Here is a 21,640-nt window from a genome sequence, read left to right on the forward strand (position 1 = left end):
AAGGGAAAGGACTCACTATGAGAGAATCGCTGTTTATCAAAAAAAATTTGTCCCGCTGGAAGAAATACCAGGAGGAACCGACAGATGACCCTGATGAAATGGCGGAAAGATTTGTATCACTGCTAGATGATCTGTCTTACGCTAAAACTTTTTACAGCTTCAGTAAAGTAACCCGTTATATCAACGGCCTGGCGGCAGGTATCTATCATCGTATTTACCAGAACCGTAAGGAAGATGTAGGACGCTTCCAGTTGTTTTTTAAATATGAATTACCACTGTTGTTCCGTAAGCACCACCGCCTGTTATTATTTACGCTCTGTTTCTTTTTATTGTTCTGTATTATCGGCGCCTTTTCATCAGCACACGATGAAACGTTTGTGCGTGGCGTATTAGGCGATGAATATGTAAACATGACGGAACGCAATATTGCCAATAAAGATCCTTTCGGCGTGTATAAAGACGGTAACCCGGTGATGATGTTTTTCCGGATTGCCTACAACAATATCATGGTATCTTTCTATTGTTATATAGGAGGCATTTTCCTGGGTGTTGGTTCCTTATATCTCTTGATACGCAATGGTGTGATGCTGGGCGTTTTCCAGTATATCTTCTTTTCGCATGGCCTCGGCTGGAAATCTATCCTGGTGATCTGGATCCATGGCACCCTGGAAATATCCAGTATTGTGATCGCGGCCTGTGCAGGCATTATCATGGGAAAGAGCATCCTTTTCCCCGGTACACGCAAGCGGATCGATTCCCTGCGTAAAGGTGCAAAAGACGGTATCAAGATCATGGTAACCCTGATTCCCGTATTCATTGTGGCCGCTTTCCTGGAAAGCTTTGTAACCCGGTATACAGAAATGCCGCTGGTGGTAAGTCTTTTTATCCTCCTGGCATCACTGGCTTTTATCCTGGGCTATTTTATTTTTTATCCCATTTACCTGCATAAAAAAGGATACCGGCTGAGTGCGGAAGGGAAAGTATTAACACCATTTACCCTTTCAAAGCAGTAACATGAATCATTTTTTCCGGATTAAATACAGCCTGCTGTTACTGCTGCTTTGCTGTGCCCTGCAAAGCATGGCGCAATATGAAGGTACAGCCCGAAATAAAGAAGAATACGATAGCTTATTGCAGGCAAGGATAACTGAAGACAGCTTCGCTACCATCCAGGTAGACCGGGAGCGTGCGGAAGGCGAAGAAGAATATGCGACAGAAATTCCACCATTTGAATTGCGTGAGGTACCGGACTCACTGGTGAAAGCGCTGAAAGAAAATAAGAAGCTGCAATACCAGGAAATACCGCCGGAACCGCCCCCGGATAATAGCTGGGTGCAACGTTTCCTAATGGCTTTATTTTCATCGATCGGTGCTATCCGCATCATTGTGATGCTATTGCTGCTGGCAGGTTTGGGCTTCCTGGTGTATTGGTTTATGAAAAGCAATGGCATGAGCTTTTTCCGTAAACCGCAACTGGTAGAAGGATTAACAGAAGTACAGGAAGAAGACCTGCAAAGTGCACAGGAGTATGAAGAAAAAATAAAAGCGGCAATAGCTGCCGGGGAAACAAGACAAGCTATCCGCTGGTGGTACCTGTATACCTTGTTTCAACTGGCAGGCCGGGAGCTGATAGTACCGGGGAGAGAAAAAACCAATAACGATTACCTGCGCAGCATGCGGAGTTCTCCCTACTATAAAAAATTTGCTACGCTGACGTTGGATTATGAATATATCTGGTATGGCGGATTTGAAGTGAGTGAAGAGAATTTCAGGAATATTAACCAGGAGTTCAGGGATTTTAATAACACAATCGGAAAAACTTCGTGAAGAACAAACCTCTATATATCGTCCTGTTCGTTTTGCTCCTGCTGGTAGTACTGGTCATGGTGAGTGGAAATCTCGCCAACAAAAAAAATGAGCAATCCACAGATATGACCCAGTCTTCTTTTTACAGCAAGGATAAAAAAGCAGGCGGCGCCTATGCTGCTTTTAAGATGCTGCCCCAGCTGTTTATAAGGAATTCTGTGCAGGTGGTAACGAAACCTTTTGCCCGCACTTTTGATAAGGACAGTGAGCTGAAATTCAGGAACAATGTATACATCCTGGTGGCCGACCGGCTGTTCACCACTGAAAGCGATATAGAGGCCATGCTGGATTATGTATCACGGGGAAACGAGTTGTTTATTGCTGTAAATACGCCGGATCCTCTGCTGGAAAAACACCTGAAATTTGTGACGGTGGAAAGCAATAATATGCAACTCAAAAAAGAAGGTGTTGTACAGCGGTATGCTGATGAAACCATTCCAATGGATACCTCTTTCAGTTACCCTGGCAGGGTAAGCGGAAGTTATTTTTCAGCGGTAGATAGTAATACTACCAGCATACTTGGCTACAATTATAAAAACAAGCCCGATTTCATCCGTATTGCGTATCGCGGCGGTTTCATTTACCTGCTGCTGAATCCATATACTTTCACGAATTATTTTTTACTGCACAAGCAGAATGTAAAGGCGCTGGAAACGCAGCTATCGTACCTGATCAGTGATGCCGGCAATGTGTACTGGGATGATTTCTATAACAGTCAGCATAGCGCACAGTCGGGCGACTTCAGTGAGTGGCAGGTGCTGATGCGGTATGCATCCATGCGTTGGGCGTTGTGGCTGTCGGTGATATTGCTGCTGCTGTACGTAGTGTTTGAAAGCAAGCGCCGGCAACGGATTATCCCCGATAAACCAGCCGTAAACAATACTTCACTGGAGTTTGTAGATGCTATTGGTCAATTGTACTATCAGCAACACAACAACTACAACCTGGCGCATAAAATGATCATTCATTTTATGGAGTATATACGTTCCAGTTATTATCTCAATACTAATGTGCTGAATGATGAATTTATTGCGTCGCTGGCGCGTAAGTCGCAGGTGCCTGAAGGGGATATCAGGGCATTGTTGCAGATGGTACACAATATACAGCTGGAAGAAAATATCAGCGACGATGATCTGAAAGATTTTTATAACCGCATTCAACAATTTTATATAAACACGAAATAAATAATGGATACCAATACATTTCAACCCAGGACTGATTTTTCTGCCTTGCATGAAGGTGTGGAAGCCATCAGGGAGCAGATAGGGAAAGTAATTGTGGGACAGCACCAGATGGTAGACCTGCTGATAGCAGGCTTGCTTACACAGGGACATGTGCTGATTGAAGGTGTTCCCGGCGTTGCAAAAACACTCACGGCAAAATTGCTGGCGCAATGTGTGGATGCGGACTTCAGCCGTATCCAGTTTACACCCGACCTGATGCCGGCGGATGTATTGGGCACTTCCGTTTTTAATCCGCAAACACGCGAGTTTGAATACAAGAAAGGACCCATTTTCAGTAACCTGGTGCTGATCGATGAAATAAACCGTGCCCCCGCTAAAACACAGTCGGCGTTGTTTGAAGTAATGGAAGAAAGACAAATCACCAACGACGGCACCACCTGGTCGCTCGACCGGCCCTTTATGGTGATTGCCACTCAAAATCCGATTGAACAGGAGGGTACTTACCGGTTGCCGGAAGCACAACTCGACAGGTTCCTCTTTAAAATAGAAGTAAGGTATCCTAACCTGGAAGAAGAAGTAGCTGTATTGCGCAGTATTCATCACTTCAACGGGGAAACAGATCTTACAAAAATGATCAGCAAAGTAATAACTACCACGCAGATCATCGAATTTCAGAACCTCGTACGGCAGGTAATAATAGACGAAAAGCTGTTTCATTACATTGCGTCTATTATCAATGAAACGCGCATGAACTCCTCGCTGTACCTGGGCGCTTCTCCGCGTGCATCCATTGCTGTTATGAACTGTGCAAAAGCCACCGCTGCCATGAAGAACCGGGATTTTGTAATTCCTGACGATGTGGTGGAAATGGTGCCGCATGTATTGCGTCATCGTATTATGCTGACGCCCGAAAAAGAAATGGAAGGCATCAAAACAGATGACGTGATTGCACAGATCGTAAAAACGATAGAGGTACCGAGATAATCATCTCCCTAGAAGATATTAGTATGTCAGCCACTGTAAAGAATAATTTATTCCAGATACTCTTTTTTACCAACAGGCTTTATTTCCTGCTGGGAGGGAATATCCTGTTATTTATCATTTCGTTTTTTTATTCCGCGCATTTTCAATATTGCTGTGATTGCATTTATTGTGCTGGTAGGTGTTGTATTGCTGGATATGATCCTGCTGATCCTGCGCCCGGCCAGTATTGTATCGATGGAACGGAAAACCAGTAACCGTTTCAGTAACGGGGATGATAACGAGGTATTGCTGGATTTTCACAGCCGGTACCCGTTTCCGGTATTTGTATCTGTGATTGATGAATTACCCCTTCAGTTCCAGGAACGTGATTTTCTCTTGCAGGCAAAAGTATCCGCAGCAGGTGCGCATATTTTCCGGTATGTGTTGCGTCCGTTGGAAAGAGGGCTGTATAACTTTGGCTACAGCAACGTATTTGTTAGAAGTGCATTGGGCATTGTAAGCCGCCGGTTCATTTTTGATAATGAACAAACGATCAGCGTGTATCCCAGTTTTCACCAGTTGCGGCATTATGCTTTGTATTCCTACATGAACCGGCTGAATGAACTGGGTGTGCATAAGCGCCGGGTAATTGGCCATAGCATGGAGTTTGATCATATTAAGCCGTATACAAAAGGGGATGATGTGCGTATGCTCAACTGGAAAGCGACGGCCCGCAGCGGTAACCTGATGATCAATAATTACGTGGAAGAAAGATCGCAGCAGGTATATTCCATCATCGACAAAGGCCGGAATATGAAGATGCCTTTCAACGGTTTATCGTTGCTGGATTACGCTATTAATGCGTCGCTGGTATTCAGCAATGTGGCGGTGGATAAAGGCGATAAGGCGGGGCTGGTTACTTTCAACGAAAATAAGGTAGAAGTATTGGCCGCCAGCAATAAAAAAGTGCAGGTAAACAAAATCCTGGAAACGCTGTATGCACAGGAAACACGCTGGCAGGAAAGTGATTACGAAGCATTGAGTGTGCAGCTGCGCAGTAGTCTATCTACGCGGTCGCTGCTCATGATCTATACTAATTTTGAGTCGATGTCCAGTTTGCACCGGCAGTTACCCTTCCTGCGGCGCCTGGCACGTTATCACCTGGTACTGGTGGTGTTTTTTGAAAATACAGAACTGAAGCGGGTAACAGAACAAACGGTGCAGGATGTGGAGGGAATTTACAGGCAGACCATTGCACAGAAGTTTGCGTATGATAAGAAGCTGATTGTAAAAGAGCTGGCGAAATATGGAATTATGTCGTTGCTGAGTCCCCCGGAGCAATTGACGTTAAACGTGGTAAATAAATACCTGGAATTAAAATCACGTATGTTGATCTAATTCACAACAAGCAATGCCAAAAAAACTAAGATCCATTCCTGTAAATCATTTCGGAGGTGAGTATCATCCAGGTATTTCCATTGAGCGGATATCTCTTAAAGATTTCCCCGGTTTCGAAGGAGAGGAACAATCTGAGCGGCATGATCGTCATTCATTTCACTTACTTGAGGAAGGCGCCATTACGATCGAAATTGATTTTCAAAAGTATGAAATCCAGTCTCCGTCTATCATCTACATGCACCCAAATCAGGTACATCGTATAATAACATTTGAAAATGTAGAAGTCAGCACGTGGGCCATCAATAATGTAGATATTAACAGTGAATATCTAAAACTATTAGAAGACATTACACCCACAAAACCATTGTCCCTAAATGAAGAAGTATTTTCTATTATTTCCGAAGCCGTATCACTTTGCCTGAAATTTTCAAAACGAACGAACGATAAACTGTATCATTCATTGCTGAAAGATAGCTGTAATGCACTGGTCGCATTGGTGGTGTCCCTGTATTTAGAACAATCTAAGCCAATAGAGAAATTTCCGCGCTTTGAATTGGTTACAAAAGCCTTCAGGGAAGCATTGGAGCATAATTTTACCACTGACAAACGCCCGGCAGCCTACGCCCAAAAACTAAATATATCCACACCTTACCTGAACGAATGTGTCAAAAATACAACAGGCTATTCCGTGTCGCATCACATACAGCAACGTGTTATTTTAGAAGCAAAACGTTTACTCTACCATTCCGGTAAATCGGTAAAGGAAATCGCTACCGCATTAGGGTATGATGATTACCCTTATTTTTCGCGGCTATTTACCAAAATCACAGGAATAACCCCTTTAGCTTTCCGGAATAAAAACCTCGGTTGATCCAATATCTACTTTGTATTGTTATTTTTTCTCCCTGTTATACGATGTTCCTTTGCATGGTCAAATAAAATCGTATAAAAATGAAAATATTAAAAGATAAAAAAGTACTCGTTTCGGGTGCAAGTTTTGCCGGCCTTTCAACCGCTTATTGGATGAATAAGTTAGGTTACAAAGTAACTATTGTTGAAATCGCAAACGGCCTTAAAATGGGAGGAACGCCTGTTAACATAGAAGGGAATACTGTTGATATTGTTAAGCGTATGGGAATCTTTGAACAAATTAAATCAAACAGATTGGTAATGGAAATGCTGGAATTTAAAAATGCAGATGATGTTACGGAAGGAACCATGATATTAAAAAGGGAAGGTGAACAACTGCGGGAAGACGAATGCGAGATTGAAAGAAATACATTACTCAATATCTTGTTTGATACGGTGAAAAATGACGTTGAATTCATTTTCAACAACAGTATCACCGCCTTAAACGAAACGAACGACGATGTTGAAGTTACCTTTAAAGATGGCTCACAACAGGCTTTTGATTTAGTGTTCGGCTGCGACGGCATACATTCGGCGGTAAGGAAGATCTGGTTTGGCAATGAAGCGGGTTACCTGCATTTTCTCGGGCAATATTTCTCTATCACCATCGTAAATAAATTGCTGATAAAGCAAAATACAACGCAATTCTATAACGTGCCTGATAAGGTAGTAATGCTAAATGCTTACAACAACAAAACTGATATAATTTTCTGCTTTCGTTCAGAGAAGGAAATTCCTTACGATTATCGTGATGAAGAACAACAAAGAAAAATCATTTTGGGACAATTTCAAGAACAAAGCTGGAGAACTGCGGAATTATTGGACGAAGTAATGAATGCTACAACTTTTTACTTCGATAAGCTTTGCCAGGTAAAAATGCCATCGTGGACAAAAGGCAGAGTGGCGCTGGTGGGCGACGCAGGCTATTGTGCTTCCCCTGCTACGGGAAAGGGCGGATCGTTGGCAATAGATGGAGCTGCCGCATTAGCGGATGCTTTTCTGCAACACAATGGAGATTTTGAATTAGCCTTCCAGGATTACAACAAAAATTTCCGCCCGTTTATTGAGGAGGTCCAGGCAGAAGCTATACGCATGGGTTTAGAAACGCTTGTTCCGGGAACCGAAGAAGCTATTCGCAAAAGAAACACGGAAGGTGTTGGTTTTTAGACCGGCTAATGTCTTCTCTTCTTTTTAAACAGGTCGTCTGTATTTTTCAAAATAAGGGAGTCTGCGTCCGGCGCCTGTTTTACTGGTATCACGGATCGCAGGTAGAGGCGGTCGTTGTGTTTGTACCAGGCTTCCACTGTTACTGATTTCAGGGTATCATTTTTTGGGAGTAATAAATCCTGTCCTATTATTTTTCCTGCGGAGGCAGCGAACCTGATGGCATTGGTATCTAACGGGAATACTTTCCCGCTGCTGAATTTTCCTTCTATATTCAGGTAGAAGCGGATATCGCGTTTTATGCTGTCGGCATAATGATTGAACCGGATAGCGGTAATGGCCGGGAGTTGCAGGGTGGTTTGATGGGAGGTGTTGTTGGGTGTAGTAACGGTAAGGGTTATACGGTATTTATCTTTTACCAGTTGTTCCCTGTTAAAACGGAGTACGCCGTTTTGTATTTGCCCGTTGCTGCTGCTAACGGTTAATTTGTTCCAGCGGAGGTTTCCTTCCAGGAGTCCGGTAGTTTGCTGGGTGGAGCTATCGGTATAAATAATCCGGATGCCCAGGGGCGCGCTGTTGTACAATTCCGTCACAGCATCTGCATCATAAAAGGCCACTATGCGCGCTACTTTGGCCTGTTGGGCATTTGCCGGCAGGGTGATAGCAAGTAAGGTGCAGAGCAGGAGATATTTCAGCATGCGGTTTGGAATGTTTTAGCACCGGTGGACAACCGGCTGATTAATTTCTTACCGCCATTTGCCTGGCTACGTATTTACCGAGAATATCAAATTCCAGGTTTACCAGGCTGCCGGTTTTTATATTTGAGATGTTGGTAAATTCGTAGGTGTATGGAATAATGGCAACAGAGAACTCATCGTTGGTGACATTGAATACGGTGAGACTGATACCATTGAGGCAAATGCTTCCTTTTTCCACAATCAGCGCGGCGAATTCGGCAGGGTAGCGGAAGCGGAATAACCAGCTGCCATCCTGTTCCTGGCAGGAGAGGCATTCTCCTACGCTATCCACATGGCCTTGCACCAGGTGGCCATCGATGCGGCCGTTGAACACCATAGCTCTTTCGAGGTTCACGAATTGTGTAGGGGTGAGCTGGCCGAGGTTTGTTTTCTGCAGGGTTTCATCTACCGCTACGGTTTCGTAAGTATCGCCCTGGATATTGGTTACCGTTAGGCATACGCCGTTATGCGACACGCTCTGGTCTATTTTTAATTCAGCTGCCAGTGGTGTTTGTATCGTGATTACCAGGTTACTGCCTTCCTTCCTGGTGGATACTACTTCTGCTAGTGTTTCTATGATTCCTGTAAACATGCGGCAAATTTAAGCATTTTTCTACACCCGGGGTTTCCAGGGAATTTCTTCCGCGCCCAGCTTGTGCCCTGTCCAACGGGCCAGCACAAAGAGGTAATCGCTGAGGCGGTTAATATACTTGAGTACCAGCGGTTCAATGAACATATCGTGCTCCTGCATGCCTACGCAGAGGCGTTCTGTGCGGCGGCATACGCAGCGGGCGATGTGGCAGGTAGATACGGCTACATGTCCGCCGGGAAGGATGAATGATTTCATCACCGGAAGCTCTTCATTCATCTGGTCGATACTTTTTTCCAGGAGGGTGATATCGCCTTCGTGAAGGTCTGGTATTTTCAGTTTGGTTTCTTTGTCGGGGTCGCAGGCCAGTGCGGCGCCGATGGTAAAGAGGCGGTCCTGTATTTCGCGGAGCAGGCTTTTGGTGTCCGGGTCTGCGATGTAATCGTTTACCAGGCCGATGTAGGAGTTGAGTTCATCCACGGTGCCATAGGCATCGATGCGGACATCGCTTTTAGGCACTTTGGTGCCGCCGATGAGGGATGTTTTGCCTTTGTCGCCTGTTTTAGTATATATTTTGAAAGACATGGGTGTTGGTGTTGATCGGTTGCAAAATACGAATAACGGCGTTACGGGAAGTATCCTGTAACGCCGTTATGCAGTAATCGGGAGATTTTATGCGTGTGCTTTTTCGTTGATGCGGTCTGATTCGATGACGCCATCGCGCAGGCGTATAACGCGGCGGGCGTGATCGGCGATATCTTCTTCGTGTGTTACCAGCACCACGGTGTTACCGGAGTCGTGGATGGCCCCAAAGATTTCCATGATTTCCACAGACGTTTTTGAGTCGAGGTTACCGGTGGGCTCATCTGCGAGGATAAGGGACGGATTATTCACCAGGGCGCGGGCGATGGCAACGCGCTGGCACTGTCCGCCGGAGAGTTCATTGGGTTTATGTTTATAGCGGTCGCCGAGGCCTACTTTTTTCAGCATGGCGATGGCCCTTTCTTCCCTGTCCTTTCTGTTGATGCCGGCGTAGATCAGTGGAATGGCCACATTTTCCAGGGCGGTGAGGCGGGGCATGAGGTTGAACTGCTGGAATACAAAGCCGATTTCCTTGCCGCGTACGATGGCCAGGTCGTTGTCTTCCATTTTGCTCACATCATGTCCGCTGAGAACGTACCTGCCGGCAGTGGGCGTGTCCAGGCATCCGAGGATGTTCATCAGGGTAGACTTTCCCGAGCCGGAGGGGCCCATGAGCGCCACATATTCATTCTTGAAAATGTCCAGCGATACGCCTTTGAGTACCGGTAATTCATTTTTACCGAGAAAATAACTTTTCCTGATTCCTTCCAGGTGTATGACGGACTTTTCCATGTGGGTTATTTCTTTATTATTTTCGGCACTTTAAAGTATTCCTCAGTGGCGGAAGGTGCGTTTTTCAGGGCCTCTTCACGGGTGATTACCGGTATTACCTTATCTTCCCTGAAAACATTATAATCATCTGTCAGGTGAAGTAATGGCTTCACATCGGTGGTATCCAGTTCATTCAGTTTCTCCACAAAGGTGATCATCCTCTGGAGGTCTCCGCGTATTTCAATCTTCTCCTGGTCGTTGAATTCCAACCTGGCCAGATCGGCCAGTTGCTGCACCAGTACGTCGTTCACTTCCATAATCAAATTAAATCAAAAGATAATGAAATATAAATGGTAAATATGATAGTATCTCAAAATTAGGGATAAACGGACAGAATAAAGTGCTTTTGATCATCTGCTTTTGGCTTTTGGCGTTTTTTTTACAAAACAGCCCGGTGTTAATGGCTGAAAGCTAAAACCTATTCTTTAAATTGCGCCCTGTTATGGCTACTGAAAAAGAAATTGTGGTAAGCGGCATACGCCCTACCGGTTATTTGCATTTAGGCAATTATTTTGGCGCTATCCGTAATTATATCCGGATGCAGGAAGATTTTAACTGCTATTTTTTTGTGGCAGACTGGCATTCGCTGACCACCCATCCCGATCCGAAAGATCTTCCGGGGAACGTGATGCGGGTACTGGCAGAGAATATCGCATCCGGACTGGATCCTGAAAAGGTATCCCTGTATGTGCAGAGCGACGTGCCCGAAATTGCGGAATTATACCTGCTGATGAATATGCTGGCTTATGTAGGTGAGCTGGAGAAAGTACCTACTTTTAAAGATAAGGTGCGGTTGCAGCCTCAAAACGTGAATGCAGGGCTGCTTACCTACCCGGTGCTCATGAGTGTGGACATCCTGATCCAGCGCGCGGTGAAAGTGCCGGTGGGTAAGGACCAGGGACAGCACCTGGAAATGGCGCGTAACTTCGCCCAGCGTTTCAATCACCGTTATGGTGACCTGTTCCCCGAGCCGGAGGCGTTCAACTATGGCGATAGCCTGGTACGTATCCCCAGCCTGGATGGTAACGGCAAGATGAGTAAAAGTGAGAATGAACTGGCTACATTATACCTGGCAGATGAGGATGATAAGATCATCAACAAAATCAAAAAGGCTAAAACCGACAGTGGTTCCGGTGAACCCGGCTCGCCGGTGCCTGATTCTGTACAAAACCTGCTGGACCTGATGAAACTGGTGTCTGTACCGGATGCGGTATCTTTCTACGAAGAAGCATGGAAGAATACCGGGACTATCCGTTTCGGGGATCTGAAAAAGCAGTTGGGTGAAGACATGGTGAAGTTTATCTCTCCTATCCGTGAGCAGGCGAAAGAGTTACAGCGGAATACAGACTACCTGAAGAAGATTATGAAAGCCGGTGCAGAAAAGGCCAGAGCGAATGCGGCACAAACTTTGCAACAGGCGAAAAAACTTATTGGTATAAATTATTATTGAAAAAGTCGCCAACTGTAGCTATTTTCAGTTTTAACCACCTCACATCGCATGGCAAAACAGAATAAGATCAAACATATAGCTATCGCCGGAAACATCGGCGCCGGCAAAACCACGCTGACAGAAATGTTGTGCAGGCATTATAAATGGCATCCGCAGTATGAAGATGTGGAGCACAATCCTTATCTGAACGATTTTTATGAAGATATGCCCCGCTGGTCGTTTAACCTGCAGGTATATTTTCTGAACGGGCGCTTAAAGCAGCTGCTGGAAGTGCAGAACGGAAAAGAAACCGTTATACAGGACCGGACCATTTATGAAGACGCGCATATTTTTGCGCCCAACCTGTATGAAATGGGGTTGATGACCAAACGTGATTTTGATAATTATTTCAACTTTTTTGAAACGCTGAAAAGCATGGTGAAACCACCGGATCTGCTGATCTACCTGCAGGCATCTGTGCCTACACTGGTAGCGCAGATACAGAAGCGGGGAAGGGAGTATGAAGAAAACATCCGGCTCGACTATCTGAAACGACTGAACGAATATTACAACAACTGGATTGAGAAATACAAAGAAGGCCCGTTGCTGATCATTGATATTGATAAGAATAAATTCCCCGAGAGCGATGAAGACCTGGGCGAAATTATTTCGCGGATCGATTCACAGTTGTACGGCTTGTTTTAGCGCGCGCGTAGGTTGTCTTTCTCAGGATTACGCTGATTATATTGATTTTAAGGATTTGAACATTTTGGATTTTAAATGATTTTGGGAGATGTAGGCGGATACCTGATTTTATTTTTTTGATTTTACTTTTTTTATAAATTTTTTGGGAGTTATAAGCGAAAATATCCGCTTGTATCTCCCAAAATCATTTAAAATCCAAAATGTTCAAATCCTTAAAATCAATATAATCAGCGTAATCCTGAGAAAGACAAACCTCGCGCGTTTATGTTTCATTAACACTTCTATTTTTTCCGCTGCTTATTTTTGTATTCGCCGGCAACAAGTAGTTAACCCGTTAGCCCGCGGAATTTTATTGTTAAACCCAATTCCCTGATGAAACAATTATTGTTAACCGTCTTATTCACGTGGTGGATAGCGCTGTTGTATGCACAACCATTGTTAATGCCGGTTGGAAAGAACACTGGCAGCGGCAGTTACAGCCGGCATTTCCAGCAGGTGGTATCCGCCTGGTATAATCCTGCCGGCTTATCCTGTTTATCTTCTTTTGCAGCGGGTATTTATACAGAGAACCGGTTTATGTTAAAAGAGGCTTCGTTGTATGCTGCGATGGTGGCTATTCCTGCGGGTACAGGCGCTTTCGGCGGAAGTATTACCCGGCTGGGCAATGCAGCGTGGCACCAGCAGCGGCTGAGTGGCGCGTATGGCATGCAGCTGGGAAGGCGGGCCGGTATCGGGCTGCAGTTTAATTATGAGACCACCAGTGTGCAAGGGTTGGGGACGACCGGTAACATCAGCTTTGACGGCGGAATGCTCTGGCATATCAGTGAGCAGTGGCATGGCGGCCTTCATGTGTATAAACCCGCAGACGCGTCTGTTCTATATAGTGGCGGCCTCGGTTTTGAAGCATCGCGCGATTTCCTGTTAACAGGTGAAGTGGTTTCTATGGGTGCATTTACTGCTGTCAAGGCATCGGCTTATTACCGGGTTATCCGGCAGCTGGCGCTGGAAATGGGTATTGCATCCGGTCAGGCTTATAACAGTGCGGCAGTGATATTATTCCTGAGATCCCTGCGGATAGATATCGCTGCGGGGTTTCATCCGCAACTGGGTATTACGCCCGTTACCTCATTGATATGGCAGCTTTCTCCACCACCGGGGATGGAGTGATGCGTATAAGTTTATGGACTTGTTAACCAGGCGTGGCCTTTGGTTTTACCGGAGATCACGTAGGGAAGTTAAACTTTCAATGTTATTGATATGGCAACTATCCGCTCGGCGATTTGCGGCATCACCGGTTGTTTGTTGCTGCTGCTGGGCGGGCGGAAAGCGTGGGCCCGTCAGCAGGAAGAGACGTTGCCGCAGGCAATGGAAAATAACCTTGAGAACGAAGCGGCTGGTACGGAAACGGTACCGGAGGATGATGCGCAATGGCAAACTTTAAATGCATTGGCCCGGCATAAGATCCAATTGAATACAGCAGATGAAGCGACGTTGCAGTCAATAGGGCTGCTCACGCCTTTACAGATCAGCCAGTTTTTGCGGTACCGCGCACTGTTGGGAGATCTGCTCAGTATTTATGAACTACAGGCGGTGCCGGGTTTTGAACCGGATGTTATCCTGCGCGTACTGCCTTACGTAACGGTAGGCGATGACCTGGCGCCACATTATACTTTACGGGATTATACGCAGAAGGGTGATCATTCGTTCCTGTTGCGTTATGCCCGCGCAGCGGAGAAAGCAAAGGGGTACCTGCACACCGATAGCACCTTACCTGCCTACAGGGGAAGCCCGGAAAAAGTGTTTATGCGTTACCGTTATAGCTTTCCCCGGTATATGAGCTGGGGGATCGTGATGGAGAAAGATGCCGGGGAAGCTTTTTTTAAAGGCGCGCAAAAGCAGGGATTTGATTTTTACAGTGCACATATTTTTATCCGGAACTACCGGAAAATAAAAGCCCTGGCATTGGGCGATTATGCGGTGAGTATGGGACAGGGCCTGCTGAACTGGCAGGGCCAGGCTTATGGTAAAGGAGCATCGGTGATGCAGGTAAAACGGGAAGGAGAAGTGTTGCGGCCTTACACCTCGCCGGGAGAGTTTTATTTTTTCAGGGGAGCTGCTGTTACGTTACAACAAAAACGTTGGGAGTTGACCGCCTTTGCCTCTTTCCGTAAACAGGACGCCAGTACAGACACACTGATGGACGAAGTAACGGCAGCCGGTATTATCAGCAGTGGTTACCACCGCACGGTCACAGAAGCAGCCAAACGCGGACAGGTACAACAGGTGAGCGTTGGTGGAAATATCCGCTACCAGGCTGCCCGGTGGCAGGTGGGAGGAAACGTAACCAGCCATCATTTAACGCCGGTACTTCAAAAGGAAACAGCGCCCTATAATCAATTCGACTTTAATGGTAACCAGCTGACGGCTGCCAGTATTGATTATTCCGGCAGCTGGAAAAATGTGCACTTATTCGGGGAGGCAGCAGTAAGCAGTAACGGCAAACCTGCCATAGTTCAGGGATTGCTGACCAGCGTAGCGCCTGCGGTGGATGTGGCTATCGCGTACCGGTATTATGATAAAGGCTACCAGTCGCTGTATGCCAAAGGATTCGGGGATGGCTACCGGACCGTTAATGAGCAGGGAATATACACGGCAGTTACCCTGAAAATAACATCCCGTTTAAAGGCGGATGCATATGCAGATGTGTTTCACTTTCCCTGGTTGAAGTACCGGAGTAATGCGCCTTCTTATGGCAAGGACTTCTTTGTGCAGGGAAGCTATGTTCCCGGGAAAACAATGACCCTGTTACTTCGTTACAACTACCGGCAGGGAGCAGAGAACGTGTTGCTGCCGGAGAACCCGGTCAAAGTACCGGCAGAGGTAACGTCCAGGCACATACGTTTTCAGTGGAGTATAAAAGTAAATAAGCAATTGGACGTTAAAACCAGGATAGAATACAGCAGTTACGAAGTGGCAGGGGATATGCAGCAGGGATGGATGATTTACCAGGATGCCAGTTACCGTTTTATACATTTGCCTGTATCAATCGGCGGCAGGGTATCCCGGTTTCAGACCAGCAGTTACGATAGCAGGATATATGCAACGGAAAGCAGTGTGTTATACGAAAACGCGGTATCGCAGCTGTATGGTGAGGGCTGGCAATATTATCTCAACATAAAATGGAAAGTAAGCCGGCGGCTGGCATGCTGGGCACGTTGCCATCAGAGCCGGTATCCTGGTCAAACCCGTATTGGTAGCGGAAATGACGTTGTTGCAGGAGATAAGAAAACATTGCTTCAATTTCAGCTGCAATATTTAATAGCAGGAAAATGAAATTTTTTAAGCTGGTTATAAGTTGATTATCAGTTTGTTATGGTGATAAAATTATCTGCTGTTAAAATAATGTTAAGTAGATGTATCACGATTTACTTTTTTTTTCTAACTTGTGGATGTCAACCAAAATCTAAATCTGATTTGCTTTATGAGAAAGACCTTTCTGCAAGAAAAAAAGCTTGTGATAATGGCTGTAAACCCGCAGCAGGATACTTGTCATGATTCAAATCAATAAGACACAACGAGAGACTTAGTAAGGCTTTTACCGATTTAAACTATAACAGGCACGTAACCATTCCTGAAATTGAGATCATTAGCTGTTTGTCAACAGCGAGCGAATACAACAATTTACCGACGAGAGAACACATGTTGATCTATTATTGACTTGTACAACCAAAATCAGAACTGTTTATGAAGAAAAACACTTCTCCTTTTACATAGCCGGTCGCCAATATACCTGACCGTATGTTGCGATGATTGTTTGCTGTAACTACAGAACCGAATGGTATTCTGTATGGTTAGTCATGCTTACAAAGACATGATATGGATTTTTTATGCTATTATTTTAATGTGCTAATATGATACAACAATAAATAAAACATCTTATCCGGAAGCAGCTACCGGCAATTGTTTGCCAGGTAAGCATTTATAAGACCCGATGCATTTCTTCTTCAACCAAAATCTGAAACTTTTATGAAAAAGGGGTTCCTCCTTTTTGCCATGGTTATGGCAATCATTCACCTGGCCTACTCGCAGCAGCGACCGGTTACAGGTACCGTTAAGGGCAACGATGGCAATCCGGTTCCGTTTGCCACCATCCAGATTAAAGGCAGCACCACAGGTACCACCGCCAATGACAATGGCGTATTCAACCTGAGTGTGCCCGGTGCCGCTACCGTGCTCGTAATAAGAAGCGTTGGATATAAAGCCCAGGAAATAACCGTGGGAGAAAGTTCAAATCTCCAGGTAACACTCATTGCAGATAACAAGAACCTGCAGGAAGTAGTGGTAACTGGTTTGGGACTGGTGCGTGAAAAGAAAACCGTTGGTTACGCCACCAGTAATTTTGCTACAGAACAAATTAACAGGGTAGCGCCTGTAAGTATGATGGATGGTTTATCCGGAAAAATTGCCGGTGCTGAAATATCCACCACCAGCGGCGCTCCGGGCGCATCCAATAAAGTAATCCTCCGTGGTTATTCATCCCTGCAGGGTAACAACCAGCCACTGTATGTAGTAGATGGGGTGCCATTGAACAACGACCGTCCCGGTTCCAGCGTTGATGGAAAAGGAGTCAACAACGGTGGTTACGACTTTGGTAATAATGCCAATGACATCAACCCAAATGATATTGAAGCAATCAGCATTTTGAAAGGCGCCGCTGCCACCGCTATCTACGGTTCCAGGGCCGCCAGTGGTGTGGTATTGATCACTACCAAAAAAGGTAAGAGCGGAAAACTTAAAGTAGATGTGGCCTCTGCTGCCACTTTTTCTAATGTAGGCATGTTGCCAACCATGCAGGAAAAGTTTGGCCAGGGATGGGGCGGTACTTTTATTCTCTCAGAGAATGGTAGCTGGGGTCCGCGGTTGACCGGCGAAAACCGCGAATGGGGCGCACCTGTGGACGGTGTGTCATTAACAAAGCCATTTTCTTTTGTAGATGATAACGTACGCGATTATTTCACTACCGGTAAAGAACTGAACAACACCATTTCTATCAGCGGAGGAAATGAAACATCCACTTTCTTCCTGTCTTATGGAAATATATACAGCGATGGTATCCTGCCCACTGACGCAGATTCTTATAAAAGAAATACGTTCTCTGCAAGAGCCTCTACAAAATACGGCAGGTTCTCTGCTTCTGCTTCCTTTAACTACGTAAATAAAAATGCGAAAGCAGTATCTACCCGCAGTGAATCCGGACTCGGTTCTTCCTTGTTTGAGGATATTATCCAGATCCCGGTAGATATCAACATTTCCCAGTTTAAGGATTACAAAAACAAATATTACAACGTTGATAACTACTTCACGCCTTACGCGGAGAATCCTTACTATTCCCTGTATGAAAATGGGAATAACCTGAAAAGCAACAGGATCTTCGGAAACATTGACCTTAAATATGGTATCAATGACTGGTTAAGTGTACAATGGCGCCTTGGTGCAGATATCACCAACAGCCAGTCTAAAACCTATAAGGCGAAAAACAGGCCATCACTCGACAGCTGGAATGATGGTAATAATGTGGAAGGATCGCAGCGGCAAGAGGACGTTGGTTATGTAAGGGAAAACAGCGATTACAGGGGTGAGTTCAACTCCGATCTCCTGCTCACTGCCAATAAAAAACTGAGCTCAGATTTTACTATCGATGGACTGGTAGGCTTTAACGTTAACCAGCGGGAAGGAAAAATATTCACTTCGGCTGTGAAAGGCCTCGCCATTCCCGGTTTCTATGTGATCTCCAACTCACCCAATACACCGGTGTCACAAACACAGGAATTCAGACGCAGAATTTATGGCCTTTACGGACAGGCTACCCTAGGCTTCCGCGAATACCTGTTCCTCACGGTGAATGCCCGTAACGACTGGTCGTCTACATTACCGGAAAAGAACAACAGCTATTTCTATCCTGCGGTGAATGCTGCCTTCATTTTATCAGAAGCGCTGAAGCTGGATGACCGCGGTGTTTCTTTTGCGAAACTGCGCGCCAGCTGGGGTAAAACAGGTAACGATGCTGGTCCCTATCTCACTAAAACCACCTTATCTACCGGACAGATCATAGATCTTCCATTTGGTACACTGGATTTTCCTTTTAATGGTATCCCCGGTTACACAGTAGGTGACAACATCGGTAATCCCGATCTTGCTCCTGAGTTAAGTAATGAGTATGAATTAGGTGGCGAAGTAAAATTCCTGCGGAACAGGTTGGGTTTTGATATTGCCTACTATAACAAACTCACCAAAGGGCAGATCCTGGCGGTGCCTACCACGCCGAGTTCCGGTTATGCGAGTATTACGCAGAACTTTGGTAAAGTGAGGAATAAGGGTATAGAATTATCTGTTAACATCATACCGGTAGAAACAAAAGATTTTACCTGGACCCTGAACTACACATACGCACGTAACCGCAATACAGTAGAGGAGCTTCCTGCAGGTTTGGACCAGGTAGTGCTTAATTTCGCTTACGATGCAAAATTTGTTGCACGTAAGGGAGATCCACTGGGTGTATTTTATGCACCGGTACCTGCTACCACACCGGATGGAAAAATAATTGTGGATGCTACCGGCTTGCCTAAGGCGGCAGATACCGACGGTTATTATGGTACCTCTCAGCGCGACTTTACCATGGGGCTGATAAACACACTCCGTTATAAAGATTTAACGCTGGGCTTCTCTTTCGACTGGAGAAAAGGCGGTGTGTTCTACTCTGGTACAGCTGATCTGACCTACTTCGTGGGTAACGCCTTGTTAACTACTTATAACGACAGACGAGCCTTTGTGGTGCCTAACTCTGTAATGCAGGTAGGTACGGATGCACAGGCCAAACCGGTATATGGTGAAAATACCATTCCGCTCACAGATTATAATTATGATGCTTATTGGTATCATACTACCAATAAAGGCGGCGCTTATTCACAGCGTATTATTGATAAAACCTTTTTGAAACTGCGTGATATCACGCTCTCTTACAGTTTGCCTTCATCAGCCGCCAGAAAAATTGCTGCCAGCAATCTCATGCTGACTGTTTTTGCGCGCAACCTGTTTGTGTGGACGCCGGAAGGAAATACATTCATTGATCCCGAAGTATCCAACTATGGTAATGACCTGAACAGTGAGTTTGGTGAATTCAGATCCATGCCGACTACCAGGTCTTATGGTGTTTCATTGAAGGTATCCTTCTAATCTTTTAAATTCTGATATCATGAAAACGTACAATCAATATATTCTCCTCCTACTTTCAGCAGTGCTATTGTTAGGCGCTTCCTGCAAGAAGAACCTGGATATCAACAACGATCCGAATAATCCGCCGTTAGAGAAGGCTACACCTTATGTGTTGTTCCCGCCGGCGGTAATGTCTACCATATCGTGCGCCGGCACCGATGGCGCTGTTATTGGTGGTATCTGGGCGCAATACTGGACGCAAAGCAACGCCTCCAACCAGTACAAAACAATTGATGCGTATAATATCCAGCGGACGGACTACAATGCGTTGTACACGCAGATGTTTTCCGGCGCACTGCAGGATTACAGCCTGATGCTCAAATTGTGCGACAGCCTGCACGATTATAACTTTGGTTTGATGGGAACCGTGATGAAGGCATATTCTTACCAGATACTGGTAGACCTGTACGACCAGGTGCCTTACCAGGAAGCGTTTGGCGGGTTAAACCAACTGCAGCCGAAGTTTGACCGTGGAGATAGCATTTACTCCTGGTTGCTGAGAGACCTGGATATTGCCTTATCAAAAGATCTGACCGTTACTATCCTTGATGAGAATGCAGCACAGGATATTATCTATAAGGGAGATATGGATAAATGGGTAAAGTTTGCGAATACACTGAAACTGAAAATGTACCTGCGTATGGTGAATGTAAATCCATCACTGGCAAGAACAAAGATCATGGAGCTGATTAACAGCGGCGCTGAGTTCCTTACAGATGTAGATGCTTCTTACAGTACTTTTAAAGATGCACCGGGTCAAGACAATCCGTTATACGAATCAAATATCCGCAGCCTGAATACGACTACCAATATCCGGGCTAGTTACACCATGTTATCGTGGTTACAGAAAAATAAAGATTCGCGGATAACCAAAATATTCCGCGCGCCGGGCGCGGCAAGCGGTGTTTATTATGGCATTAACCAGGGTGATTTCACCAGTTTGTCTCCCATTTACAATAAATCTGCTATCTACAGGCAAACAGCTATTGATACTGCATACCTGATATCCAGGGCTGAAGCCAACCTGATGCTGGCAGAGGCAGATGAGCGTTATTTCGGTGGCACTAAAGCAAAAGCCTATTATGATGCAGGTGTGCAGGCCGCATTTCAGCAGCTTAAATTAAGTGCTGATACTTTCCTTCTGCCCGGAAAGGTATATGCTTACCCAACCGGAGCTACTTTTGATAAGAAGCTCGAAGCCATCATTGTACAGAAATGGGCTTCTTTCCCCGGCACACATGCGCTGGAAGGCTTCCTGGAACAAAACAGAACAGGTTATCCTAAATACAGCCCGGTATATTCCACTGATCCGTCCTACATCCCCGGCCAGCTGGTATATTCCCGTAATGGTGTTACCGGCGTTGGTAAGTTCCCTAAACGCCTGGTATTCCCGGATGTGGAAAGGAGCCGGAATAGTAATACACCAGCGGAAGTACCTATTTATCAAAAGGTTTGGTGGGCTTTATAATGTTAACGGTTTAAAATAATTACCATGAGAACAATAATGAATAAACAATATATCATAGGATTACTGCTTGTGGCTACCGTTCTTTTTTCTTCCTGTGAAAAGGATTTGCCGGAGGTAAAGAATACGCAGGTAGTGAAAATGGCCGGTACCTGGTGGGTAACCATGTCGCTCAACGGCGCCCCGCAGATCGATGGGGACCATGTGCAGATCAATACATTTAACACCACTGCCGATGATGGCAAGCAGATGTGGATACAGGATGCAGGACTGGGATTCGACTTCCAGTCGAAGGTGGACGTGAATTTGTCTGATCTTACCTTCAGCGCCACCAACGCCAAGGACGAAAATAGTGACGCGACCGTTACCATCACTGCCGGAAAAGTTCTCCCCAACGGCGGAAAATCGAAGGGCGGGCACATAACGGACAGTATTTACATGGAACTGCAAATATCTTCCGATCCCGGCAAGAAGTACGTAGTGGCGGGTATCCTGCGTACCAAGTTCGACGAAGACGACTATTAATCCCGGTCAATCCGCTGTTTA

At 45.5% G+C, this 21,640-nt stretch carries 19 protein-coding genes; 14 read left to right on the forward strand and 5 right to left on the reverse strand.

The features are described 5' to 3' along the window. Positions 1-17 precede the first annotated feature (17 nt). The 7 genes from QFZ48_RS15730 (at position 18) to QFZ48_RS15760 (ending at position 7,487) form a co-directional block, all read left to right on the forward strand. On the forward strand, positions 18-1,013 hold the full coding sequence (locus QFZ48_RS15730; RefSeq protein WP_429051176.1) for a stage II sporulation protein M: 996 nt from the start codon (positions 18-20) through the stop codon (positions 1,011-1,013). 1 nt (position 1,014) lies between these two features. Continuing rightward, positions 1,015-1,827 (forward strand): hypothetical protein, encoded by an 813-nt coding sequence (locus tag QFZ48_RS15735; RefSeq protein ID WP_429051175.1) that lies wholly within the window; start codon positions 1,015-1,017, stop codon positions 1,825-1,827. After that, positions 1,824-3,050 carry a DUF4350 domain-containing protein gene (locus tag QFZ48_RS15740; RefSeq protein WP_429051174.1) on the forward strand — a complete coding sequence of 409 codons (1,227 nt, stop codon included), beginning with the start codon at positions 1,824-1,826 and terminating at the stop codon, positions 3,048-3,050. Before QFZ48_RS15735 ends, QFZ48_RS15740 begins: the two co-directional genes overlap by 4 nt. A gap of 3 nt (positions 3,051-3,053) precedes the next feature. Further along, complete coding sequence (locus QFZ48_RS15745) at positions 3,054-4,034, forward strand: AAA family ATPase (protein WP_370913543.1); 981 nt, start codon at positions 3,054-3,056, stop codon at positions 4,032-4,034. A gap of 153 nt (positions 4,035-4,187) precedes the next feature. Beyond that, entirely contained in the window at positions 4,188-5,411 is a 1,224-nt protein-coding gene (locus QFZ48_RS15750) for a DUF58 domain-containing protein (protein WP_429062939.1), read from the forward strand. Between the two features lie 13 nt (positions 5,412-5,424). After that, a complete protein-coding gene (locus QFZ48_RS15755) occupies positions 5,425-6,282 on the forward strand; it encodes an AraC family transcriptional regulator (RefSeq protein WP_429062941.1) in 858 nt (285 codons plus the stop codon). An 80-nt stretch (positions 6,283-6,362) separates the two neighbouring features. Continuing rightward, on the forward strand, positions 6,363-7,487 hold the full coding sequence (locus QFZ48_RS15760) for an FAD-dependent monooxygenase (protein WP_429062943.1): 1,125 nt from the start codon (positions 6,363-6,365) through the stop codon (positions 7,485-7,487). A 5-nt stretch (positions 7,488-7,492) separates the two neighbouring features. Here the strand turns inward: QFZ48_RS15760 and QFZ48_RS15765 are convergent, their stop codons facing one another. The 5 genes from QFZ48_RS15765 to gatC all read right to left on the reverse strand — a co-directional run bounded on the left by QFZ48_RS15765 (position 7,493) and on the right by gatC (position 10,480). Next, positions 7,493-8,182, reverse strand: a complete 690-nt coding sequence (locus QFZ48_RS15765; RefSeq protein WP_429051170.1) for a hypothetical protein — start codon at positions 8,180-8,182, stop codon at positions 7,493-7,495. A gap of 40 nt (positions 8,183-8,222) precedes the next feature. After that, positions 8,223-8,813 carry a riboflavin synthase gene (locus QFZ48_RS15770; protein WP_429051169.1) on the reverse strand — a complete coding sequence of 197 codons (591 nt, stop codon included), beginning with the start codon at positions 8,811-8,813 and terminating at the stop codon, positions 8,223-8,225. Positions 8,814-8,834: 21 nt separating this feature from the next. Next, the gene (locus QFZ48_RS15775; RefSeq protein ID WP_429051168.1) at positions 8,835-9,395 is read right to left on the reverse strand and encodes a cob(I)yrinic acid a,c-diamide adenosyltransferase; all 561 of its coding nucleotides are present in this window, start codon (positions 9,393-9,395) and stop codon (positions 8,835-8,837) included. Positions 9,396-9,482: 87 nt separating this feature from the next. Beyond that, positions 9,483-10,184 carry an ABC transporter ATP-binding protein gene (locus QFZ48_RS15780; RefSeq protein ID WP_429051167.1) on the reverse strand — a complete coding sequence of 234 codons (702 nt, stop codon included), beginning with the start codon at positions 10,182-10,184 and terminating at the stop codon, positions 9,483-9,485. A gap of 5 nt (positions 10,185-10,189) precedes the next feature. Continuing rightward, on the reverse strand, positions 10,190-10,480 hold the full coding sequence (gene gatC / locus QFZ48_RS15785; protein WP_079470697.1) for an Asp-tRNA(Asn)/Glu-tRNA(Gln) amidotransferase subunit GatC: 291 nt from the start codon (positions 10,478-10,480) through the stop codon (positions 10,190-10,192). 185 nt (positions 10,481-10,665) lie between these two features. Here gatC and trpS point away from each other — a divergent pair, with 185 nt between their 5' ends. The 7 genes from trpS (at position 10,666) to QFZ48_RS15820 (ending at position 21,619) form a co-directional block, all read left to right on the forward strand. Continuing rightward, entirely contained in the window at positions 10,666-11,673 is a 1,008-nt protein-coding gene (gene trpS / locus QFZ48_RS15790) for a tryptophan--tRNA ligase (protein ID WP_429051165.1), read from the forward strand. A 48-nt stretch (positions 11,674-11,721) separates the two neighbouring features. Further along, positions 11,722-12,357, forward strand: coding sequence for a deoxynucleoside kinase (locus QFZ48_RS15795; protein ID WP_079470695.1), 636 nt, complete (start codon positions 11,722-11,724; stop codon positions 12,355-12,357). A gap of 372 nt (positions 12,358-12,729) precedes the next feature. Continuing rightward, positions 12,730-13,524 carry a hypothetical protein gene (locus QFZ48_RS15800; RefSeq protein WP_429062946.1) on the forward strand — a complete coding sequence of 265 codons (795 nt, stop codon included), beginning with the start codon at positions 12,730-12,732 and terminating at the stop codon, positions 13,522-13,524. Positions 13,525-13,614: 90 nt separating this feature from the next. After that, positions 13,615-15,690, forward strand: a complete 2,076-nt coding sequence (locus tag QFZ48_RS15805) for a ComEA family DNA-binding protein (RefSeq protein ID WP_429062948.1) — start codon at positions 13,615-13,617, stop codon at positions 15,688-15,690. 693 nt (positions 15,691-16,383) lie between these two features. Beyond that, on the forward strand, positions 16,384-19,590 hold the full coding sequence (locus QFZ48_RS15810) for a SusC/RagA family TonB-linked outer membrane protein (RefSeq protein ID WP_429051161.1): 3,207 nt from the start codon (positions 16,384-16,386) through the stop codon (positions 19,588-19,590). Between the two features lie 19 nt (positions 19,591-19,609). Next, on the forward strand, positions 19,610-21,097 hold the full coding sequence (locus QFZ48_RS15815; RefSeq protein ID WP_429051160.1) for a SusD/RagB family nutrient-binding outer membrane lipoprotein: 1,488 nt from the start codon (positions 19,610-19,612) through the stop codon (positions 21,095-21,097). Between the two features lie 24 nt (positions 21,098-21,121). Further along, entirely contained in the window at positions 21,122-21,619 is a 498-nt protein-coding gene (locus QFZ48_RS15820; protein WP_429062950.1) for a lipid-binding protein, read from the forward strand. Positions 21,620-21,640 lie beyond the last annotated feature (21 nt).

The sequence above is a fragment of the Chitinophaga sp. W2I13 genome (assembly GCF_050434005.1).
Classification (GTDB): Bacteria; Bacteroidota; Bacteroidia; order Chitinophagales; family Chitinophagaceae; genus Chitinophaga.

Coding starts and splice junctions, on each gene's coding strand:
- QFZ48_RS15815 (WP_429051160.1), top strand. CDS start 19,610: ATGAAAACGTACAATCAATATATTCTCCTCCTACTTTCAGCAGTGCTA.
- QFZ48_RS15820 (WP_429062950.1), top strand. CDS start 21,122: ATGAGAACAATAATGAATAAACAATATATCATAGGATTACTGCTTGTG.
- QFZ48_RS15780 (WP_429051167.1), bottom strand. CDS start 10,184: ATGGAAAAGTCCGTCATACACCTGGAAGGAATCAGGAAAAGTTATTTT.
- QFZ48_RS15755 (WP_429062941.1), top strand. CDS start 5,425: ATGCCAAAAAAACTAAGATCCATTCCTGTAAATCATTTCGGAGGTGAG.
- QFZ48_RS15800 (WP_429062946.1), top strand. CDS start 12,730: ATGAAACAATTATTGTTAACCGTCTTATTCACGTGGTGGATAGCGCTG.
- QFZ48_RS15795 (WP_079470695.1), top strand. CDS start 11,722: ATGGCAAAACAGAATAAGATCAAACATATAGCTATCGCCGGAAACATC.
- QFZ48_RS15730 (WP_429051176.1), top strand. CDS start 18: ATGAGAGAATCGCTGTTTATCAAAAAAAATTTGTCCCGCTGGAAGAAA.
- QFZ48_RS15765 (WP_429051170.1), bottom strand. CDS start 8,182: ATGCTGAAATATCTCCTGCTCTGCACCTTACTTGCTATCACCCTGCCG.
- gatC (WP_079470697.1), bottom strand. CDS start 10,480: ATGGAAGTGAACGACGTACTGGTGCAGCAACTGGCCGATCTGGCCAGG.
- trpS (WP_429051165.1), top strand. CDS start 10,666: ATGGCTACTGAAAAAGAAATTGTGGTAAGCGGCATACGCCCTACCGGT.
- QFZ48_RS15735 (WP_429051175.1), top strand. CDS start 1,015: ATGAATCATTTTTTCCGGATTAAATACAGCCTGCTGTTACTGCTGCTT.
- QFZ48_RS15770 (WP_429051169.1), bottom strand. CDS start 8,813: ATGTTTACAGGAATCATAGAAACACTAGCAGAAGTAGTATCCACCAGG.
- QFZ48_RS15745 (WP_370913543.1), top strand. CDS start 3,054: ATGGATACCAATACATTTCAACCCAGGACTGATTTTTCTGCCTTGCAT.
- QFZ48_RS15805 (WP_429062948.1), top strand. CDS start 13,615: ATGGCAACTATCCGCTCGGCGATTTGCGGCATCACCGGTTGTTTGTTG.
- QFZ48_RS15775 (WP_429051168.1), bottom strand. CDS start 9,395: ATGTCTTTCAAAATATATACTAAAACAGGCGACAAAGGCAAAACATCC.
- QFZ48_RS15760 (WP_429062943.1), top strand. CDS start 6,363: ATGAAAATATTAAAAGATAAAAAAGTACTCGTTTCGGGTGCAAGTTTT.
- QFZ48_RS15810 (WP_429051161.1), top strand. CDS start 16,384: ATGAAAAAGGGGTTCCTCCTTTTTGCCATGGTTATGGCAATCATTCAC.